The 16,140-nt window shown below is 67.8% G+C and carries 12 protein-coding genes; 7 read left to right on the top strand and 5 right to left on the bottom strand.

The annotated features are described in order from the left end of the window. Nucleotides 1-51: 51 nt before the first annotated feature. Nucleotides 52-846, bottom strand: a complete 795-nt coding sequence (locus ABD225_RS05585; RefSeq protein WP_344082318.1) for a nucleotidyltransferase family protein — start codon at nucleotides 844-846, stop codon at nucleotides 52-54. Continuing rightward, nucleotides 843-2,816 carry an acyltransferase family protein gene (locus ABD225_RS05580; RefSeq protein ID WP_344082316.1) on the bottom strand — a complete coding sequence of 658 codons (1,974 nt, stop codon included), beginning with the start codon at nucleotides 2,814-2,816 and terminating at the stop codon, nucleotides 843-845. Before ABD225_RS05580 ends, ABD225_RS05585 begins: the two co-directional genes overlap by 4 nt. Nucleotides 2,817-2,874: 58 nt before the next feature. Here ABD225_RS05580 and ABD225_RS05575 point away from each other — a divergent pair, with 58 nt between their 5' ends. Further along, entirely contained in the window at nucleotides 2,875-3,231 is a 357-nt protein-coding gene (locus tag ABD225_RS05575) for a hypothetical protein (protein WP_344082314.1), read from the top strand. A gap of 12 nt (nucleotides 3,232-3,243) precedes the next feature. Then, nucleotides 3,244-4,074, top strand: a complete 831-nt coding sequence (locus ABD225_RS05570) for a class I SAM-dependent methyltransferase (protein ID WP_344082312.1) — start codon at nucleotides 3,244-3,246, stop codon at nucleotides 4,072-4,074. Nucleotides 4,075-4,085: 11 nt separating this feature from the next. On the opposite strand, the gene ABD225_RS05565 is transcribed toward ABD225_RS05570, so the two are convergent. From ABD225_RS05565 to ABD225_RS05555, 3 genes are all read right to left on the bottom strand, one after another. Continuing rightward, nucleotides 4,086-5,822, bottom strand: coding sequence for a hypothetical protein (locus ABD225_RS05565; RefSeq protein ID WP_344082310.1), 1,737 nt, complete (start codon nucleotides 5,820-5,822; stop codon nucleotides 4,086-4,088). Then, the gene (locus tag ABD225_RS05560; protein WP_344082308.1) at nucleotides 5,819-6,193 is read right to left on the bottom strand and encodes a hypothetical protein; all 375 of its coding nucleotides are present in this window, start codon (nucleotides 6,191-6,193) and stop codon (nucleotides 5,819-5,821) included. The genes ABD225_RS05565 and ABD225_RS05560 overlap by 4 nt, the downstream gene beginning before the upstream one ends. Nucleotides 6,194-6,256: 63 nt before the next feature. Beyond that, nucleotides 6,257-7,585 (bottom strand): lipopolysaccharide biosynthesis protein, encoded by a 1,329-nt coding sequence (locus tag ABD225_RS05555; RefSeq protein WP_344082306.1) that lies wholly within the window; start codon nucleotides 7,583-7,585, stop codon nucleotides 6,257-6,259. Nucleotides 7,586-7,677: 92 nt separating this feature from the next. Here ABD225_RS05555 and ABD225_RS05550 point away from each other — a divergent pair, with 92 nt between their 5' ends. The 5 genes from ABD225_RS05550 (at nucleotide 7,678) to ABD225_RS05530 (ending at nucleotide 16,018) form a co-directional block, all read left to right on the top strand. Next, a complete protein-coding gene (locus ABD225_RS05550; protein WP_344082304.1) occupies nucleotides 7,678-8,523 on the top strand; it encodes a class I SAM-dependent methyltransferase in 846 nt (281 codons plus the stop codon). Next, nucleotides 8,513-12,628: an alpha-(1->3)-arabinofuranosyltransferase domain-containing protein gene (locus ABD225_RS05545; RefSeq protein WP_344082302.1), complete on the top strand. Its 4,116-nt coding sequence runs from the start codon at nucleotides 8,513-8,515 to the stop codon at nucleotides 12,626-12,628. The genes ABD225_RS05550 and ABD225_RS05545 overlap by 11 nt, the downstream gene beginning before the upstream one ends. Then, entirely contained in the window at nucleotides 12,625-13,452 is an 828-nt protein-coding gene (locus ABD225_RS05540; protein WP_344082300.1) for a glycosyltransferase family 2 protein, read from the top strand. The genes ABD225_RS05545 and ABD225_RS05540 overlap by 4 nt, the downstream gene beginning before the upstream one ends. Then, entirely contained in the window at nucleotides 13,449-14,564 is a 1,116-nt protein-coding gene (locus tag ABD225_RS05535) for a glycosyltransferase family 4 protein (protein ID WP_344082298.1), read from the top strand. The genes ABD225_RS05540 and ABD225_RS05535 overlap by 4 nt, the downstream gene beginning before the upstream one ends. Before the next feature lie 791 nt (nucleotides 14,565-15,355). After that, entirely contained in the window at nucleotides 15,356-16,018 is a 663-nt protein-coding gene (locus ABD225_RS05530; protein ID WP_344082296.1) for a hypothetical protein, read from the top strand. The last annotated feature ends 122 nt before the right edge of the window (nucleotides 16,019-16,140 follow it).

Here is a 16,140-nt window from a genome sequence, read left to right as displayed (position 1 = left end):
GTGCAACACCATTGCAACCGGCGCGTTACCGGCCGGTCAAGTTGTGATCGGTCACGTCTGCGGGTCGAGTTCGGGAGACACGCCGGTGACGCCGCCTGACGCTCGGCGTGTTTCCCGATCTCGACGGCCGATCTGCCCGTCCACCACGGCTCGGACCCGCTCCAGCGCCTCCGGGGTCCCGACATCGATCCAGTCCGCCTGCTCGCGATAGGCGCGCACCACGTCGTCCTCGACCAGTCGAGGGAAGACCTCCCGTTCGAGGGAGACCGGCCGCCCGGCCGGGATCGCCGCGAGCACACGCCGTCGCACGACATAGGTCCCGGCATTGACCTCGCGGCTCGGCGGGTCGGGGGACTTTTCGACGAAGGCGTGCACCCGGCCGTCGCCATCCGCCACGACCGAGCCGTATGCGGACGCGTCGCCGACCGTGCGCAGGTGCAGCACCACCTCGGCGTCCGGAGCGGCGGCCATCGCCGCGGCCTGCGCGCCGAGGTCGTGAGTGGTGAACAGGTCGCCGTTGACGACGACGACAGCCTCCCGCGCCGGGCCCTCCCCCAGCGCCCCGAGCGCGTGCCGCAGCGCCCCGCCGGTGCCGAGCGGTTCCGGCTCGACGGCATATGACAGCCGCAGCCCGAGCGCGCGCCCGTCCCCCAACTCTGGCTCGAACTGCTCGGCCCGGAAGCAGGTCGCGAGCACGACCTCCTCGACGCCATGCGCCGCCAGCCAGCGCAACTGGTGGGCGATGAAGGGCTCCCCCGCGACCGTGAGCAGGTGTTTGGGACGGTCCGCCGTCAGCGATCCCATCCGGGTGCCGAGCCCGCCGGCCAGGACGATGGCGCGGGTCACGATGCGGTCGCCTGCTGTAGTTGCGGCGCCCACCAGCTCCAGAAGACCGGCGCCGACCGGGCGGAGAAGTGCAGGCCGTCCTCATACAACGGGATGCCATTGATCATGTCGTGATAGCCGCCGCTGCACAGGAAGCCGAACTGGTCGAAGACGGTCGTGCCGGTCCGCTGCCCCCACTGCGCGGCGACCGCATTGAGGGCGGCCACCGCCGCGTCGTCATTGGTGCGGGTCAACTCGGACGTCTGCGCGACATTGGGCAACCGGTGGCAGCCGAGGTTCATCACGGCCACCTTCGCGGCCCCGGCCTCGCGGGCCGCCCGCGCCATCTGGTCCAGGCTTTCCTGCAGGTATGCCGTATGCCGCGCGTCGCCGGCCGGGACCACCTGCCCGTCGATCTCGATGTCGTCGAGCATCGGATGGGTCAGGAAGATCACCGCCAGGTCGGGCCGGTGGGCCGCGACCGTCGTGGGCCAGGAGGCGCGCCAGTCGCGGCATGCGGGAGTCGTCGGCTGCACCTGGCCGTCGACCACCTTGGGGTCGGCGAACATATCGCAACCGAAGTTGGTGTCCTGATCGACGATCAGATCGGGGAACTCTCCCGCGGGATAGAAGCGCGCGAGACTATAGGGAATCGAGTTGCCCAACAATAGGATTCGCTTCTGCGTCGCGCCGGGTTGGTATGCCGGGGCAGCCCACGTCAGCGCGCCACCTTGGCTCCCGCCACTCGACCCGGTCGTGCTATTGGGCAGCAGCCCGATCAGGAGCGCGAGCACGGACAGCGAGGTGACGGCCGCGACACCCCCAACCCGCGGACGCTGCGGCATCAAAGCGGCCAGGCCCCCGCGCCGAATGGGGTGCTCGACAAGGCGATAGGACGCCTCCGAGAGGGCGAGCGTGATCGCCGCCTGGGCGAGCGTCAGCGGCCAGCCGCCAAAGCCCATCCGGTCCGCGCCGAGGAAGACGATGACCGGCCAGTGCCAGAGGTAGACGCCATACGAGATCATCCCCAGATGCCGCAGCGGCGCCCACGACAGCGCGCGCTGGACGGGCGAGGAGTTGGGGCTGGCGACCGCGATGACCACAAGGACGGTGACCACCGCGAGCGCGAACAGCCCACCTTCGAAGATGCCCTCAGTGCTTTCGCGCACGAACCGGAACGCCAGCAGTAGCACGAGGAGCGCAGGGATCGAGAGCGCCCGGCCCCAGGTGTCGATGGCGATTCGCGTCCGTTTGGTGACCGGGCTGCCCGGGGCGAGCAGTGTTGCGACGGCCGCTCCGGTGATCAGTTGCTGGGCCCGGGTGTCGGTGCCGTAGTAGACCCGGCTCGGGTCCAGACCCGGGGTATGCAGTGCGGCCATCAGGACAGCGCTCGCCACAGCCAGCCCGCCGAGCGCAGCGGTCAGGCGGCGGGTCCGCCCCAGCACGGCGATCAGGGCGACCAGCAGCAGCGGGTAGAGCAGGTAGAACTGCTCCTCCACGGCGAGCGACCACATATGCCGCAATGGGGAGGGATTGGCGACGGCGGCGAAATAGGCCTCATCGCCGCCCAGGAAGTGCCAGTTGGCGAAATAGAACCAGGACGCGATGGCATCGCCGGTGATCGCCTGGCGCCGGGCGGGGACCGTCCAGAAATAGGCGGCGGAGACGACCGCGAGCAGGACGAGGACGACGGCGGGCAGCAGCCGCCGGGCGCGGGCGAGCCAGAAGTCGGTCAGATCGATCCGGCCGTGACGTTCACGATCGGTGAGCAGGACCGAGGTGATGAGGAAGCCGGAGAGGACGAAGAAGATGTCGACGCCGAGCCACCCGCCCGGCAGGACGCCCGGGCGCGCGTGAAAGAGGAAGACCGAGGCCACGGCAATGGCCCGCAGACCGTCGAGTCCGGGCCGATAGCGCAGGGAGCGATGCTGAGCCGCACGCGTGGGTCGCGCTCCGGCGTCCGCGGGGCGCGTCGACGCCGGTGTGCTCACGGGCCACATAGTGCCACGTGGTTGGGATGGGCCCCTACCCGCAGGTAGCCTGTCCGCCATGTCGACCACGACCACCCCGTCCCTGCTGTCCGGGCGCCTCGTCACCGGAACGAAGGTCTGCATCATTACCTCGGTCCTGCTGATCGTCCTCGCCGCTTACTTCTACTTTGTACCGATCAATATCACGGCCCAACAAGGTGTCTTCGGGTGTGGCTCGGCGAGCAACCCCCCCACTGAGGACTTCGCCAAGGGCGTCTGTCAGGACCTCGCGACCATTAACCGCATAAAGGCCGTGAGCGCTCTGATCAGCGCCTTCCTCGTTACCGGCCTCGGCTTCCTGCTGTTTGGCAGCCACCAAGGATCCTTCCCCAGGGTCGCGGCTGATGGACAGGACCCCGCGGAACTCGACTCCTGAGGCTGATCCACGATGGATGTCGATCTCTTCCTGCAGCAGGTTCCCGCTCTCTTCGACGGCGACCCGATGGCCAATGGCCCGGTGGATCGGCGGTATGTCGAGATGGCCGCGCAGGTGGCTGGCTATACCTCCGCCAATGAACTCGCGGTCGTCAATCTGGCCGCGAAACTTCTGCCCGCCGACGAGTGCTACCTCGAGGTTGGCACCTACAAGGGCCGCTCGTTGTGCGCCGCGGTGATGGACGTCCCGGATCGCACGTTTTACGCCTCGGAGAACTATCTGGAGTTCGGGATGCTCGGGCAGGAGGCTCGAGACGAACTGCATACCAATCTCGCGACGCACGCCGCAGGCGCCGATGTCCGCCTGATCGAGGGCGATTGCTTCCGGACCTTGGCGCAGCCAGGCGCCCTGCGCTCCCCGGTCGGCGTCTATTTCTATGACGGCAAGCACACGCTGCTCGCGCACTATCTCGCCCTCGGCTTGGTCGAGCCGCTGCTCGCCGACCAGGCCCTGGTTCTCGTCGATGACGCCACCTGGCCGGTGGTGCAGAAGGCCCACGAGGCCTATCTGTCCCGGCACAGCGGCTGGTCGGTGGTTGCACGCTGGGATGCCAAGCAGACCGCAGATCCGTTGTGGGCCAATGGTTTGCACGCGCTGAGGTATGACCGCCCAGCCGACCGCAAGCTCGGGCTCAGCACCGACACCGCCCTCATGCGACGCCTGCAGGTCGGCGCTGTCGGCCCGGCCGAGAGCCTCGCGTGGCATACGTTGCACCGCGCGCCCTGGCTAGTGGCGTTAGCCAAGAAGATCTATCCCAAGAGATCCTCACGCATCAACACCTGACGCGCAGAGTGCTATCCGGTCGGGGCAAGGATAAAGGCCTGAACCTCTGCAGCCTCAAAGCCCAAAGCAGCCTCAAAGTTCATGCTTCCTACAACCTGCGCCTGCGGTGGGGCATCGGGATTCCACACCCCGCCGGTTTGCTCTCGCAAGAGCACTCGCCAGCATGATGCTGGGGCCGTTTCGTTTTTCCTGAAGTCGTCATCCTCTGGGAACGGCCAGAAAATCTTGAAGTGAGAAGGATAACCACCTCGCTCGAGTCGAAAGGCCAGGGTAGGCGCTATTCGAGTCCATCCCTGAACTCCTGGCGAGAGTATGTTGACGCAAGTACCGTTCGGCACCCTTGCGGTTATGGCCGCAGTGACACCCTTAGTGAAATCCCTGGTCGCGCTCGGGTTCAAATAGGTAGTGGGCCAGGACGAACAGGCCGCGAGGCTGGAAGACGCAATGAGTACCCCCACAAACTCACCAAGAGAACGTCGCTCGCGAATTGGTAGACTAAACGAGCTCGAAACGGCTTGCGAGACGAGAAAGATACCGATAGCCGTGCTCGCGCAGACGGAGAAGAGCGCAACAGGAATGAACACTGAACCATAGAAGCTCGCACGGCCCACCTCCAGACGAGACAATGGCCAGGCGCACGCCGCAAGCAAGACCAGGCAGACTCCGGCTCCGCAAAGATACGCGCGAACCGACTGCATGTCTTGGATCTGAACGTGAATATTCCTCTTTACACTTAATAAATAGCCAAAGGCCGCGAACGCCAACACACTCACAGTGCAAATGAACACTATGGGCGACCGTGTTCCCTCGCCAACAAGTAGCGGATTGACGGCGAAAGCCGGCACCGCAGCGGACGATAAATAGTTCCAGGCAAAGCCCCAACCTCGCACCTGGGCACGCTGCGGAGAGTCCACATAACGAATTATTTGAGTGAGTTGGTTGGGGTCATATGTAATGAGCTCAATCGCCACTGGCAACCAGGCGAGGACAAGCACGGACATGGCACCACGCGACACGAACTGAACAGGTTGGGCATGTCCACTCATGCGCCGGGATCGCCGAGAGGCTAGTTGAATGATGACGATCAGAAATACCAACGTGGCCACACCAAAGGGCAGCAGGGCAAGATGCGCCTGAACGACATATGACCAAATCAGAATCCAGTGCAACAGGATGTTGCCTGCAGGCATAGTGCCCGCACGAACTCCCACCCCAGCAACAGCAGCTACCACCCAGGTGAGAGAACAAAGGCCCGCGAGTGGCATCGCTGGCCCGGACATATTGAAGGGATAAATCATCCAGTCGGGTCCACCAGCGAACTCAATCAAGAGAAATGAACATGTCGTCGCCATGGCGGCAAGCGTCCCAATGTGACGAAATGTCATTCTGATCGAGATGAAGGATACGTAGCCATTAAACACCACGCCCGCACCTAGAATGCTCCATGGCTCGAAATTAAAGGGCGCGGATAATACTCCAAGAATATAGAACTGTAGAGGACCAGGGTGATGAACGGCAGCGCCCGCGTCAAGCCAGTAGGAGGTGGACCGCTGACCCATGACGGGAGGATGAAGTGACAAGACGTCTGTTACTCTCAGGGCAACGAGCGCCTCATCGCCCTCTGGCCACCACCCTGATTGAACAAGCCCGAAAAAAGCCCAAACGAGCGGAAAGAGCACGCTGAGCCAAAGAACTAGTTCAACGGTAGATATCTTGCTACGCGCAAACGTGCGCAATTCTTTGATCAATCGACGACTATATCTTCACTTGGGTCGATCAAGTCGTCGGCTGCACGGTTGTTGCCCCCAAAGAAACTTCTCCCCAGGAATGCCACGACAGCTGCCATAAGCCCCAGGAAGACCGCTTCGGTCATCTTCGATTGCGCAAGACCGCCGCAGACATTCCTGGCAAACTCCGTGGCGGCCGGCCGAAGGGCAGACCCACACCGGAGATTACCCGAAGAAGTTGAGTAGAAATTTGGCTCGAAGAGCTTGTAGGCCGCCCAAACGGCCAGGCAACTAGCAGCGATTGTCGAAATCTGCCCTAACGAGGCGCGATCCAACGCCGGACGTTGATCCCTATTCGCTGGCGTCACGGCATTTTTGCGGGGGTCACTCATGTGAGTAAGTGTGGCACACCTTCGAGCACGCCACCAGCAAACCTTGCAATGCCACTCCGTGTTCTACGAATCGCCAGCGCTGCTGGCACTAACGACTGGAGAGAACCGGCTAAGCACAGCCTCGCCTGCCTCCTGTCTCAGGCCGGTCGCCGGGCTGCGGAACACGCTCACCAGCCCGAGCAGCACCACGGCGGCCGTGGCCGCGAGGGCTGTGGCCAGGATTCGGTAGGCGTGTGAGTGGTGGCTCGCGATCACGACGACCACCAAGGCGGCGGTCGCGGCCCAGGTCAGCAGGCCGAGACGGCCGTCATCGGTGGCCATCCCGGCATACAGCAGCACCTGGGCCAGGCCGAGCAAGGTGCCTAGGACGACGAACCAGACCAGGATGCCCTCGGTATGGCCGTAGCCGGACCCCCCGACGATGCTGACCATGAGCGGGGCTTGCCACCAGGTGATGGCGATGGCAAGACCGCCGATGAGTCCCACCATGGCGGTTGCCTCGATCACCCGCTTGCGCGAGTCGGAGGGGTGCAGGGCCGGGACGATCCCGAGGGCAAGGAATTGCGTGCCCCACATGACGACCTTGCTGAAGACCGACCCGAGCGCATAGGCGCCGGCATCAGCTGCGGGCAGATAGTGCCGGGCGAGCAGCAGATCGACGGTGGACAAGGCGATGAGGGCACCGAGGGTGCGGTTGGCGCGCAGCAGCTCGCGGACCGCGCCCGGGCCGAGATGGGTTCTCGCACCGGCGATCTCGGCCCGCGCCTGCCAGGCCGGCAGGAGCGCCGAGGCAAAGCCCGCGATCAGCAGGGCGCTGAAGAGCCAGTCCACGCCGTGGCCGCCCGCGCGGGTCGCCTGCACGGCGATCACCCGGGTGGCCGCCGTGACGAGCACCGAGAGGCCGACCGCGACCAGCCGGCCACGGCCGAGAAGCACCCCCTGCAGGGCGGCGGTGATCGCCATGGGGAAGACATTGGCGGCGGCGAGGAACATCGTCATCCCGCGGTCGAGATGGAAGGCGGGTACGGCCAGCACGCTGAGGACGGCACCGAGCGCCACGAGGACCCCGCCGAGTCCGACGGCCAGCCGCAGCCCGGTCCCGTCGTGCTCGGCCTGCCGCCGCGCGACGACGACCTGCACGGCGCCGACCGGAGTCGCGAGCACCAGGCACGCACTGTTCACGGCGCTGAACAGGCCGAAGTCCGCCGGGCCGAGCGCCCGTGCGGCGATGACGATGAAGCCGTAGCCGAGGGCATTCGCGAGGACGATCAAGAGTCCCAGGGCCGCGCTACTGGTGCGGGAAGGGCAGGTGGTCCGCGTTGTCACGGCAGCAGCCACGAACTCGCCTCTCCTGGTGACCTGCCAGCCTGGGAGGCGGCTTTCGCGGGTCATGATATCGGACTTCGGAGACTGATCCTACTCGTGGGTAACAGTAGGTGGGATCGGTTCTGAGGCGGGCGGCAGATGTGCCACACTTCGCCATCATGGACGTTGACGCTTTTCTGCGGGCGGCTGATGAACTCTTCGATCGCGGCCCCCACGGACACCTCATTCCACGCAGCCCCGCCTACGCTGAGGTGAGCTCGCGCGTCGAGGGCATGACCACCGCCAACGAGCTCGCCGTCCTGAACCTCGCCGCCTCGCTGCTGCCTGCGGACGAGGACTACCTCGAGGTCGGCAGCTTCAAGGGCCGGTCGATGGTGGGGGCCACCCTGGGCGTCTCGGGGCCGATCTTCCACGCCGTGGAGAACTACGTCGAATTCGGTATGCAGGGAGCCGATGCGCGCGCCACCCTGGATCGTCACCTCGCCGAGCATGCCGCCCACGCCGATGTGCGCCTCGTGGAAGGCGACGGTTTCGCCGTCCTGAGCACCGCGCCCTACCCGCGCGATATCGGAGTCTACTTCTATGACGGCGAGCACACGAGCCTGGCGCACTATCTCGCGCTGGGCGTCGCCGAACCGCTCCTCGCCGATGAGGCCCTGGTCCTGATCGATGACGCGACCTGGCCGCTGGTCGCCCGGGCACACCAGGCCTACCTGCGGCGCCACCCGGGTTGGGAGATCGTGCGCCGCTGGGATTCCACGGGCAATGACGACCCGCATTGGGCCAATGGGCTGCACGCGCTGCGTTTCCGTCGCCCCGCCGGCGCACCCCGCCGGCTGCATCCGGACGTTCGGGCGGCGCTGATCGCCCAGCGGCGCGCGGTCGGCCCAGCGCGCAAGGCGATCTGGACGATCATGCACAAGGCCCCCTGGCTCGTGCCCCTTGCCAAACGGCTTGAACCTAAGCGCGCCCACAAGATCTCCCCTGAGGATCATGCCACTTAGCTTTCGCCCCCCTCGGGCGGCCAGCGTCGCCCTCGCGGTCGTGCTGGTCGCCATTGTTGTCGGCAATGGACTCGGCTCGGCGTATACCGACATTAAGCCCGAGGTTTATGAGGCGCCGGCCGCGATGGTCGGGCATTACCTCTCCGCGTGGACGGCCTCGCCCTATCTCGGGTCGGCGAACTTCAATGTTGGCCTGACCCCCGTCGTGCTCGCCTTGGCGCCGCTGGATCTGCTCGGCTTCTCGGCGAAGTGGGTCTTCCTGCTCTCGCACGCGGCGCTATGGCTGGTGGCGGCGGCGGGGGCGGCGCGCCTGGCCCGCGAACTCGCGCCGCACGCGGGTGCGTGGACCCCACTCGCCACCGCCGTGGCCTATATCGCCAATCCATATGCCGTGGTGGGCGGTTCGACCCTCGCCGTCCTGTTGCCATTCGCCTTCCTGCCGTGGCTGGCATCCGCGCTGGTGCGCGCCCTGCGCGAACCCCGATCCTGGCGCTGGCCCGCTGCCGTGGCGCTGGCATTCACGGCGATGAGCGGCATGAATGTCGCGGTCATCCCGATCTTCCAGTTGCTCGTCGTGCTGCCAATCGCGCTCGTCGTCGGCCGGGCGGCGGGTCTAGGCGCGCGCGCCATCGCCTGGGTGCTGGCCAAGTGCGGAGCGCTCGTCCTGCTCGTCAGTCTTTATTGGCTGATCCCCTCGATCTCGGCCATCGCGACCGGGCAACAGATCGTCGCCGAGTCCGAGACGCTCGACGGCATCGCCAGCGTTTCGACCTTCGTCGAGGCGCTGCGCGGCATGGGGATTTGGACGCTTTATGGCAGCGCCTCGGATGGGCCCTGGGTGCCGCAATATGCGGCCTACCAAACGGCGGTGCCCGTCGTCCTCGCCTCGGTTCTCTGGCCGGCGCTTGCCCTCCTGGCCTTGCGATCCGCAACACCGGTCGTGCGCCGAATCGCCGCTCTGCTCATCGGGATTGGCGCCGTGACGATGGTGGGTCTTTATGCCGCGGCGGGCCCGTCGCCGGTAGCCCTCACCCTGAATCGGCTCTTCGAGGCCATCCCCCCACTGCTCGCCTTCCGGACCACCAACAAGGCCGGCGCTGTGCTCATGCTCGGGGCGGCCCTCGCGCTGGGGGCGGCCGCGCCGCGCTGGCTCGCCGCGGCCCGCCGGCAGGATCGGGTCGCCATCCTGCGCCACCGGTATGCCGGGCTGGCCCTGACCGCCGTGCTGGTCGGCCTGTGGGTCTATCCCGCGGCGGTCGGACGGCTCTACACCTCACCCATCGACATCCCCGGCTACTGGCGCGCCGCCGCGTCGGCGGCCGATGCCGGCGGCCCCTCGAGCCGCGTGCTCTTCCTGCCCGGGCAGACCCGCCCCACCTATCGCTGGACCGACGAGCGCCCGGACGATCTGCCGAACTCGCTGATGACCCGCGAGGCGATCATCCCCGAGACGACGCCGAACACCTCCCCGCCGGGAGCGAACGTCCTGGCGGCCGTCACCGATCTGCTCGCCTCCGGAACGGCCGGTCCGACGACGATCTCGTCGATGACGCGCTATCTCGGCGCCGGTTCGGTGCTGGTGCGCCACGACATCGCCTGGGAGGACCTTGCCGGCGCCCGGCCCGACCTGATCGCGAGCCGCGTCGGCTACGACCCCGGGCTGGCCCTGCGAGCCGCCTTCGGCCGGCCGGGCGAGAACCTCCAGGGCCAGGTGCCGCTCACCGCGGGCGAGAGCACCCTGCCCCCGGTGCAGTTGTATGACGTCCGCTCCCCCCTGAGTTCGGCGGCCGTCCGACCGCTGACCGGTTCCGTCCTCGTCGCCGGCGATGCCTGGGCCTTCGACTCGCTCGGGCGGGCGGGCCTGCTGAATGACGCCCCGCTCGTGCGTTTCGCCCCGACGATGTCGACCGCCGAGCGGGCCCGCGCCGTGGCGACGGCCGGCCGGCTGGCCCTGACCGACACCAACCGGCGCGCCGCCGTCATCACCAATCGCCTCACCGCCGGCCTGGGTCCGCTGCTGCCGCCACAGCAGACCCCTGCCGGAACCCGTAGCCTCGGCAGCGCCGAGGACCAGAGCGTGCTGCGCCGGGAAGGCCCGCAGGTGACGGCGAGCCAGACGGGTGGCGCCTTCTTCGATGTGCCCTACGGCCAACCGGACAACGTCCTGGACGGCCGCCCGGAGACCGCCTGGCTGTTCGGCGACTTCCGGCGCGCTCCAGGGGTGACCCTCGACGTGAGGTTCACCACCGAGCAGGAACTCAAGATCGTCACGATCCGGCCCGTCGCGCTCGGGCCGGTCCACCTCGACAAGATCACCCTCGAAGCCGGCGGCCAGCGCCGCACGGTGACCCTGCCGGACTCCGGGGTGGCGAGCGTCGACTTCGGCGGGCTACGCGCGGACGGGATCCGCCTACACGTGGACACGATCCGCGGCGAGGGCTTCTCGCTCGTCGGGATCGCCGAACTCGGCCTGCCCGGCCCCAAGGTCACGCGGATCGCGCGGCTGCCGCAGACCTGGACCACGGCATACGCCGGCCTCGACACCGCCGGCCGCGCGGCCTTCGACAGGCTGCCGCTCGACATCTTCCTCACCCGGGTGCGCAATGCGCCGGGACCCCAGGACGACAGCGAGATCACGCTCGAGCGCGACCTGAGCGTGCCCAGCCCCCGGACCTTCGCGCCCGAGGCACTCGTGCGGCTGCCCGCCGTGGGGCCGCGCACGGCCGACGACCTGGCCGGGCTCGATCCGGCATACACCCTGAGCGCGAGCTCGATACTGTGGGACAACCCGGATCTACGCGCGAGCCAGGCCGCGGACGGCGACCTGGGGACCGGCTGGGTGCCGGGGAGCGAGGAGGTCGTCGGCGACTGGTGGCAGGTGACCGGTCCCGAGCGCACGATCAAGGCGATCACCGTGCGACAGAAGCGGATGATCTCCGACACCGACGACGGCCGGTATGTGCGCCGGGTCAGCGTTCTCGTGGACGGCGAACAGGTCGCGCGTGGCTGGCTCACCCCAGGTCCGAACACCATCACGCTGCCAAAAGCCGTGCGCGGCAAGACTGTTCGCGTGGTTATCGACCGGGTGTCCGGGACCGGAGGGCCCCCGCGGCTGGTCGACATCGACACCGGGACGGGGCCGCTGCTGCCCAAGGACGTGCCCTGCCACACGATCGCGACGCTCGACGGGCAGCCCTTGTTGATGCGCCCCGGTTTTGGGACGCGCCTGGCTGGCCCAGATCAGGAGGGCACCCGCTGGGTCGCGTGCTCGCCCGTGACCCTCGGCGCCGGCGAGCACCGGATCCGCTCCGTGCGCCAGATGCAACTGGACTCCCTCACGCTGCACGACACCGTCACCCCCGCCGCCACGGCCGCGGTCGCCACGCCGACGCTGTCGGCCTCGGGCCGCACGACGGCGCGCACCCTCACCTTCACGGTCGCCCCCGGCCAGCCGGTCGCCGTCCGGATCGGGGAGGGGTATGACGCCCGCTGGCGTGCCACCCTCGACGGCCGCGACCTCGGGGCGCCGGTTGTCCTCGACGGCTGGTCCGCGGGCTGGCTCGTCGATACGCCGGGAGCTCACACGATGCAGGTGCGCTACGGCCCGCAGCGCGCCGCGACGATCGCGCTCATCATCTCGACGGTCACCCTGCTCGGCTGCGCGCTCCTCGCGCTGCTGCCCCGGATCCGGCGCCGGCCCGAGCCGGTGCGCGCGCCGGCATACAGCCGCCCCGTGCTGCCCCTCGGTCCGCGATCGATGGCCGGGGTGACCGTGGCCGGGGCGACCTTCGCCACCGGCGGGGCGGGTTTGTTTGCCGGGCTGCTGACGCTGTGGCTCACGCGGCGCCGGGCCGACGCACCGCGCATTCTCGTGGCGATGGGGGCGGCAGTCGTCGCGCTCGCCGGCGTGGTGCAAGTCCTGTTGGCCTGGCCGCGATGGGGGGACGTCAATGCGATGGTCGTGAGCCACTCCGCCATCCCCCACCTGATCGCCGCCGCCGGCCTGACGCTCGCCGTCCTCGGCGCCCTGTTCGACTCCCCATCTGCCACAACCAGCCCGCCATCGTCCGCGGTCACCCGACCGCTCGAGGAAGAGATCCGATGACCGAGTTCGACCTGGTGACCGTCGTGGTCCCCACCCGTAATAACGTCCGCACCATCGAGGCCTGTCTGGCTTCGGTGACGGCGCAGACCTATCCCGCCGTCGAGCTGATTGTTGTCGACAACCACAGCACGGATGGCACGGCGGACCTGGCCAGGCGGCATACGGCCAAGGTCCACATCGCCGGCCCGGAGCGCAGCGCGCAGCGCAACCTCGGGATCCGAGAGGCGCAGGGCGCCTGGGTGCTCTGGCTCGATAGCGACATGATCCTGCCCCCGGACACCATCGCGACGGCCGTGGCGACGGCCGCGACAACGGGTGCCACCGGCATCGCCTTGCCGGAGCGAACCATCGGCGATGGCTTCTGGACGGCCTGCCGGGCCTTGGAGCGCGAGTGCTACCTCGACGAGCCGTGGCTGCATAATCCTCGGCTGATCCGCCGCGACTATCTGCTCGGCGGAGGAGGTTTCGACCTCGCGATGTCCGGCCCCGAGGACGCCGACCTGCGGCTGCGCATGATGGCCGATGGTGCCGGCATCGAGCTCGCGCCGGTGCTCGTCGACCATGATGAGGGGCGCTTGACGGTGCGCGATGTGCTCTCCAAGCGCTACTACTACGGCCGCTCGATCCCCGCCTTCGCCGGTGAGCACTCGGGAGCCGTTGCGGCACAAGGCAAAACAGTGCTGAGGTCGTATGCCCGCAACTACCGCCGCCTCGCCAAGGATCCTGCACACGCGGCGGGCATGGTTTTCCTGCGGGCGCTCGAAGCCGGCGGGTATGCCTGGGGTGCCCGGCGCGGCGCCAAGGACCGGGCGGCCGCTTCGTGACTGTCGGGGGTGACGCGGGTGCTGCGCGGCGGATGCTGTGGGTCTCGCTGCCGGACCAGCGGGCCCGGCGTGAGGTCTATTGGATGTCGCGGATGCCGGGAACCCAGGTCACGGCGCTAGCCTCAGCTGCCCCGGATGGGGACATCACCTGGGTGCCGAGCACCTACCGCCGCCCGATCAAACGCTTCATCGAGGCCGGCGCCTTTGCCTGGGTGCGGGGACTCGAGGAGCAGGACCCCACGGCATACGACTGGGTCACCTCACTGGAGCTGTGCTCGCTCGTGACCGGGCAGGCGTCGCGGTGGCGGAGAGACGCGCGGGCGCGGGGCTGCCGGGTTCGGCAGGCCGTTGTCACCTGGGAGAACCTGGCCGACCAGCCGCTGTACAAGCTGCCGCCGTATAAGCAGGCCCTCGATTCCTGCCGGGACGCCGACCTGCTGTTGTGCATGGTCGACGCGGCCCGAGATCACCTGTTGGACAATGGTTTTGACGACGAACTCATCCAGGTGGTCAAGCCGGGAGTCGATACCCAGACCTTCCACCCGGCGTCCGCGCCCACCGACGATCCGACAATCGTCTTCTGCTCACCCTTGGCGCCGAACAAAGGCATCGACACGGTCCTAGCCGCCATGCCGATGGTGCGCGCGGCCATCCCGGAGGCGCGGCTGCGCGTGGCTGGGCGCGGGCCGCTATTGCCCCTAGTGGAAAGCGCTGCGGCACAACCCGGTTCCGGGGTGGAGTATGCCGGCGTCCTCGACACCGCGGGCGTCGGCGCCTTCCTGCGCGAGGCAGCCGTTTTCACCACGGCCCCGCGCCCGACGTGGAAGTGGACCGAGCAGCTCGGCCTGGCCTACCTGGAGGCGATGGCCAGCGGGCTGCCGGTCGTCACCACCCGCTGCGGCACCAATGACGAGGCGGTCACGCCCGGCAATAGCTTCGTCGACGACTCCCCCGAGGCGCTCGCGGAGGGCCTGATCGGCATCTTCACCGACCGGGAGCGCCGGCTGCGCCTGGGCGCCGAGAACCGCGCCCACGTCCTGGCCCACCACGACCTCGCGACCCAGTGCGCCCGCATGGGCGACGCCTTCGCCGCCGCCGAACGCCGCGCATGACTTCCCGCGCCGGCCCCCGCCCAGCCGAGCGGGGTTCTCGCCGCGCCGAGCGGGGTTCTCGCCCAGCCGAGCGGGGTGTCTGAGCGCGAGCGGGGATATAGCCCCGCTCCCACTCACAAAGGCCGCTCCGCTACACCGCACGCCGCCGCCGAACGCCGCGCCTGACCTCCCCCGCGCGCCGCTCTACCGCCCCCCAGCCGAGCGGGGTTCGTGCACGCGAGCGGGGTTCCCGCCCAGCCGAGCGGGGATATAGCCCCGCTCCCACTCACAAGGCCCGCTCCGCTCGGCCGTAGAACGGGTGTCATCCACAGGCAGCGCGCCCCAAAGGGCGATATCCACAGGGATTTCAGGGGCTCTAGCGCCTGGCCGACGCATTCGCGAGGGTGGTCGCCATGTTGGGACCTACACCGCCACCGATCTTCGACCCGTCATCACTGCGTCTTGGCCGTGACTTACGAGCCCAGGGCATTGAGCCGAGCCGACCCATCCCTGGACTCGGTCTGCAATGGCATCGAGTGCGCCGCGGGGTGTGGATGCCGAAGCCGCTCTGGGAGGGTCTGACTCCGGAGCATCTACACGCTGCGCTTGCGTATGCCGCCTCGATGACCTCCACTAGCGAGGTCCCATTGGTCTTCGCGGGCCCAACGGCTGCGGCCATCATGGGCCTGCCCCGAATCGCTCCGTGGCCACGGGATGTGGTGGTGCTCGCTGACCCCCGCCGCGAGCCCAAACGCGTTCGAGGTTGTGCTCCCGGACTTCGTCGCAGGGTCGGAGTTATCGACGCTGCCATCGTGGTTGGCGGTCTGCACATCACGCCGCCGGCTCGCACAGTGATCGACCTTGCGCGCACGGGATCCCTCGCCGATGCCGTGGCAGCCGCGGACCAAGCCTTGCGCCGAGGACTGTGTTCTCGCGACGACTTGTTTGACGAGATTGCCGTGATCCCGCCCCACGCCAACGGCAAGGTCAAGACAAAATTCACGGCGGGTTTCGCGAACGCCCTGGCCATGAATGGCGGAGAGTCGTTGTCTCGGCTGAATATGTACCGCCTCAATGTGGCCGAACCTGAGTTGCAGGTTGCCTTCCAGGACACGGACGGGCTGATTGGCTATGTCGACTTCTATTGGAAGGGGCGCGGCGGACGCGGCGTCATCGGGGAATTCGACGGGAAGATCAAGTACGGCATCGACGAGGAACTCGGACGCGAAGACCGGAAGAACGCACTGTGGCGCGAGAAGTTGCGCGAGGACCGTCTGCGAAAGACCGATGATGTCGCGCGATGGACCTGGGCAGTCGCTAGCGACCCGGATCGGCTGGGCCGAGAACTGGCTGACCACGGCATACGTCCCCTGCGCCGCAACACCTGGTCCCTGCCGCCGTCGCCGTCAACGCAGTCGGTGTCGAGCCCCTTGACCGCACCGTCACATGGCGGGCCAGCCTCGCGGGCCTCTTAAGCCGAGCGGGGTATGTGCACGCGAGCGGGGTTCTCGCCGAGCCGAGCGGGCCTTGTGAGCGCGAGCGGTCCTATATCCCCGCTCCCACTCACAAAGGCCGCTCCGCTGGGGCCACCCCTCGA

It is taken from the genome of Nostocoides veronense, from assembly GCF_039531185.1.
Taxonomy (GTDB): Bacteria; Actinomycetota; Actinomycetes; order Actinomycetales; family Dermatophilaceae; genus Nostocoides_A; species Nostocoides_A veronense.
The sequence above is the reverse complement of the archived record's forward strand: the minus strand, read 5'-3'. Positions and strand labels throughout refer to the sequence as shown.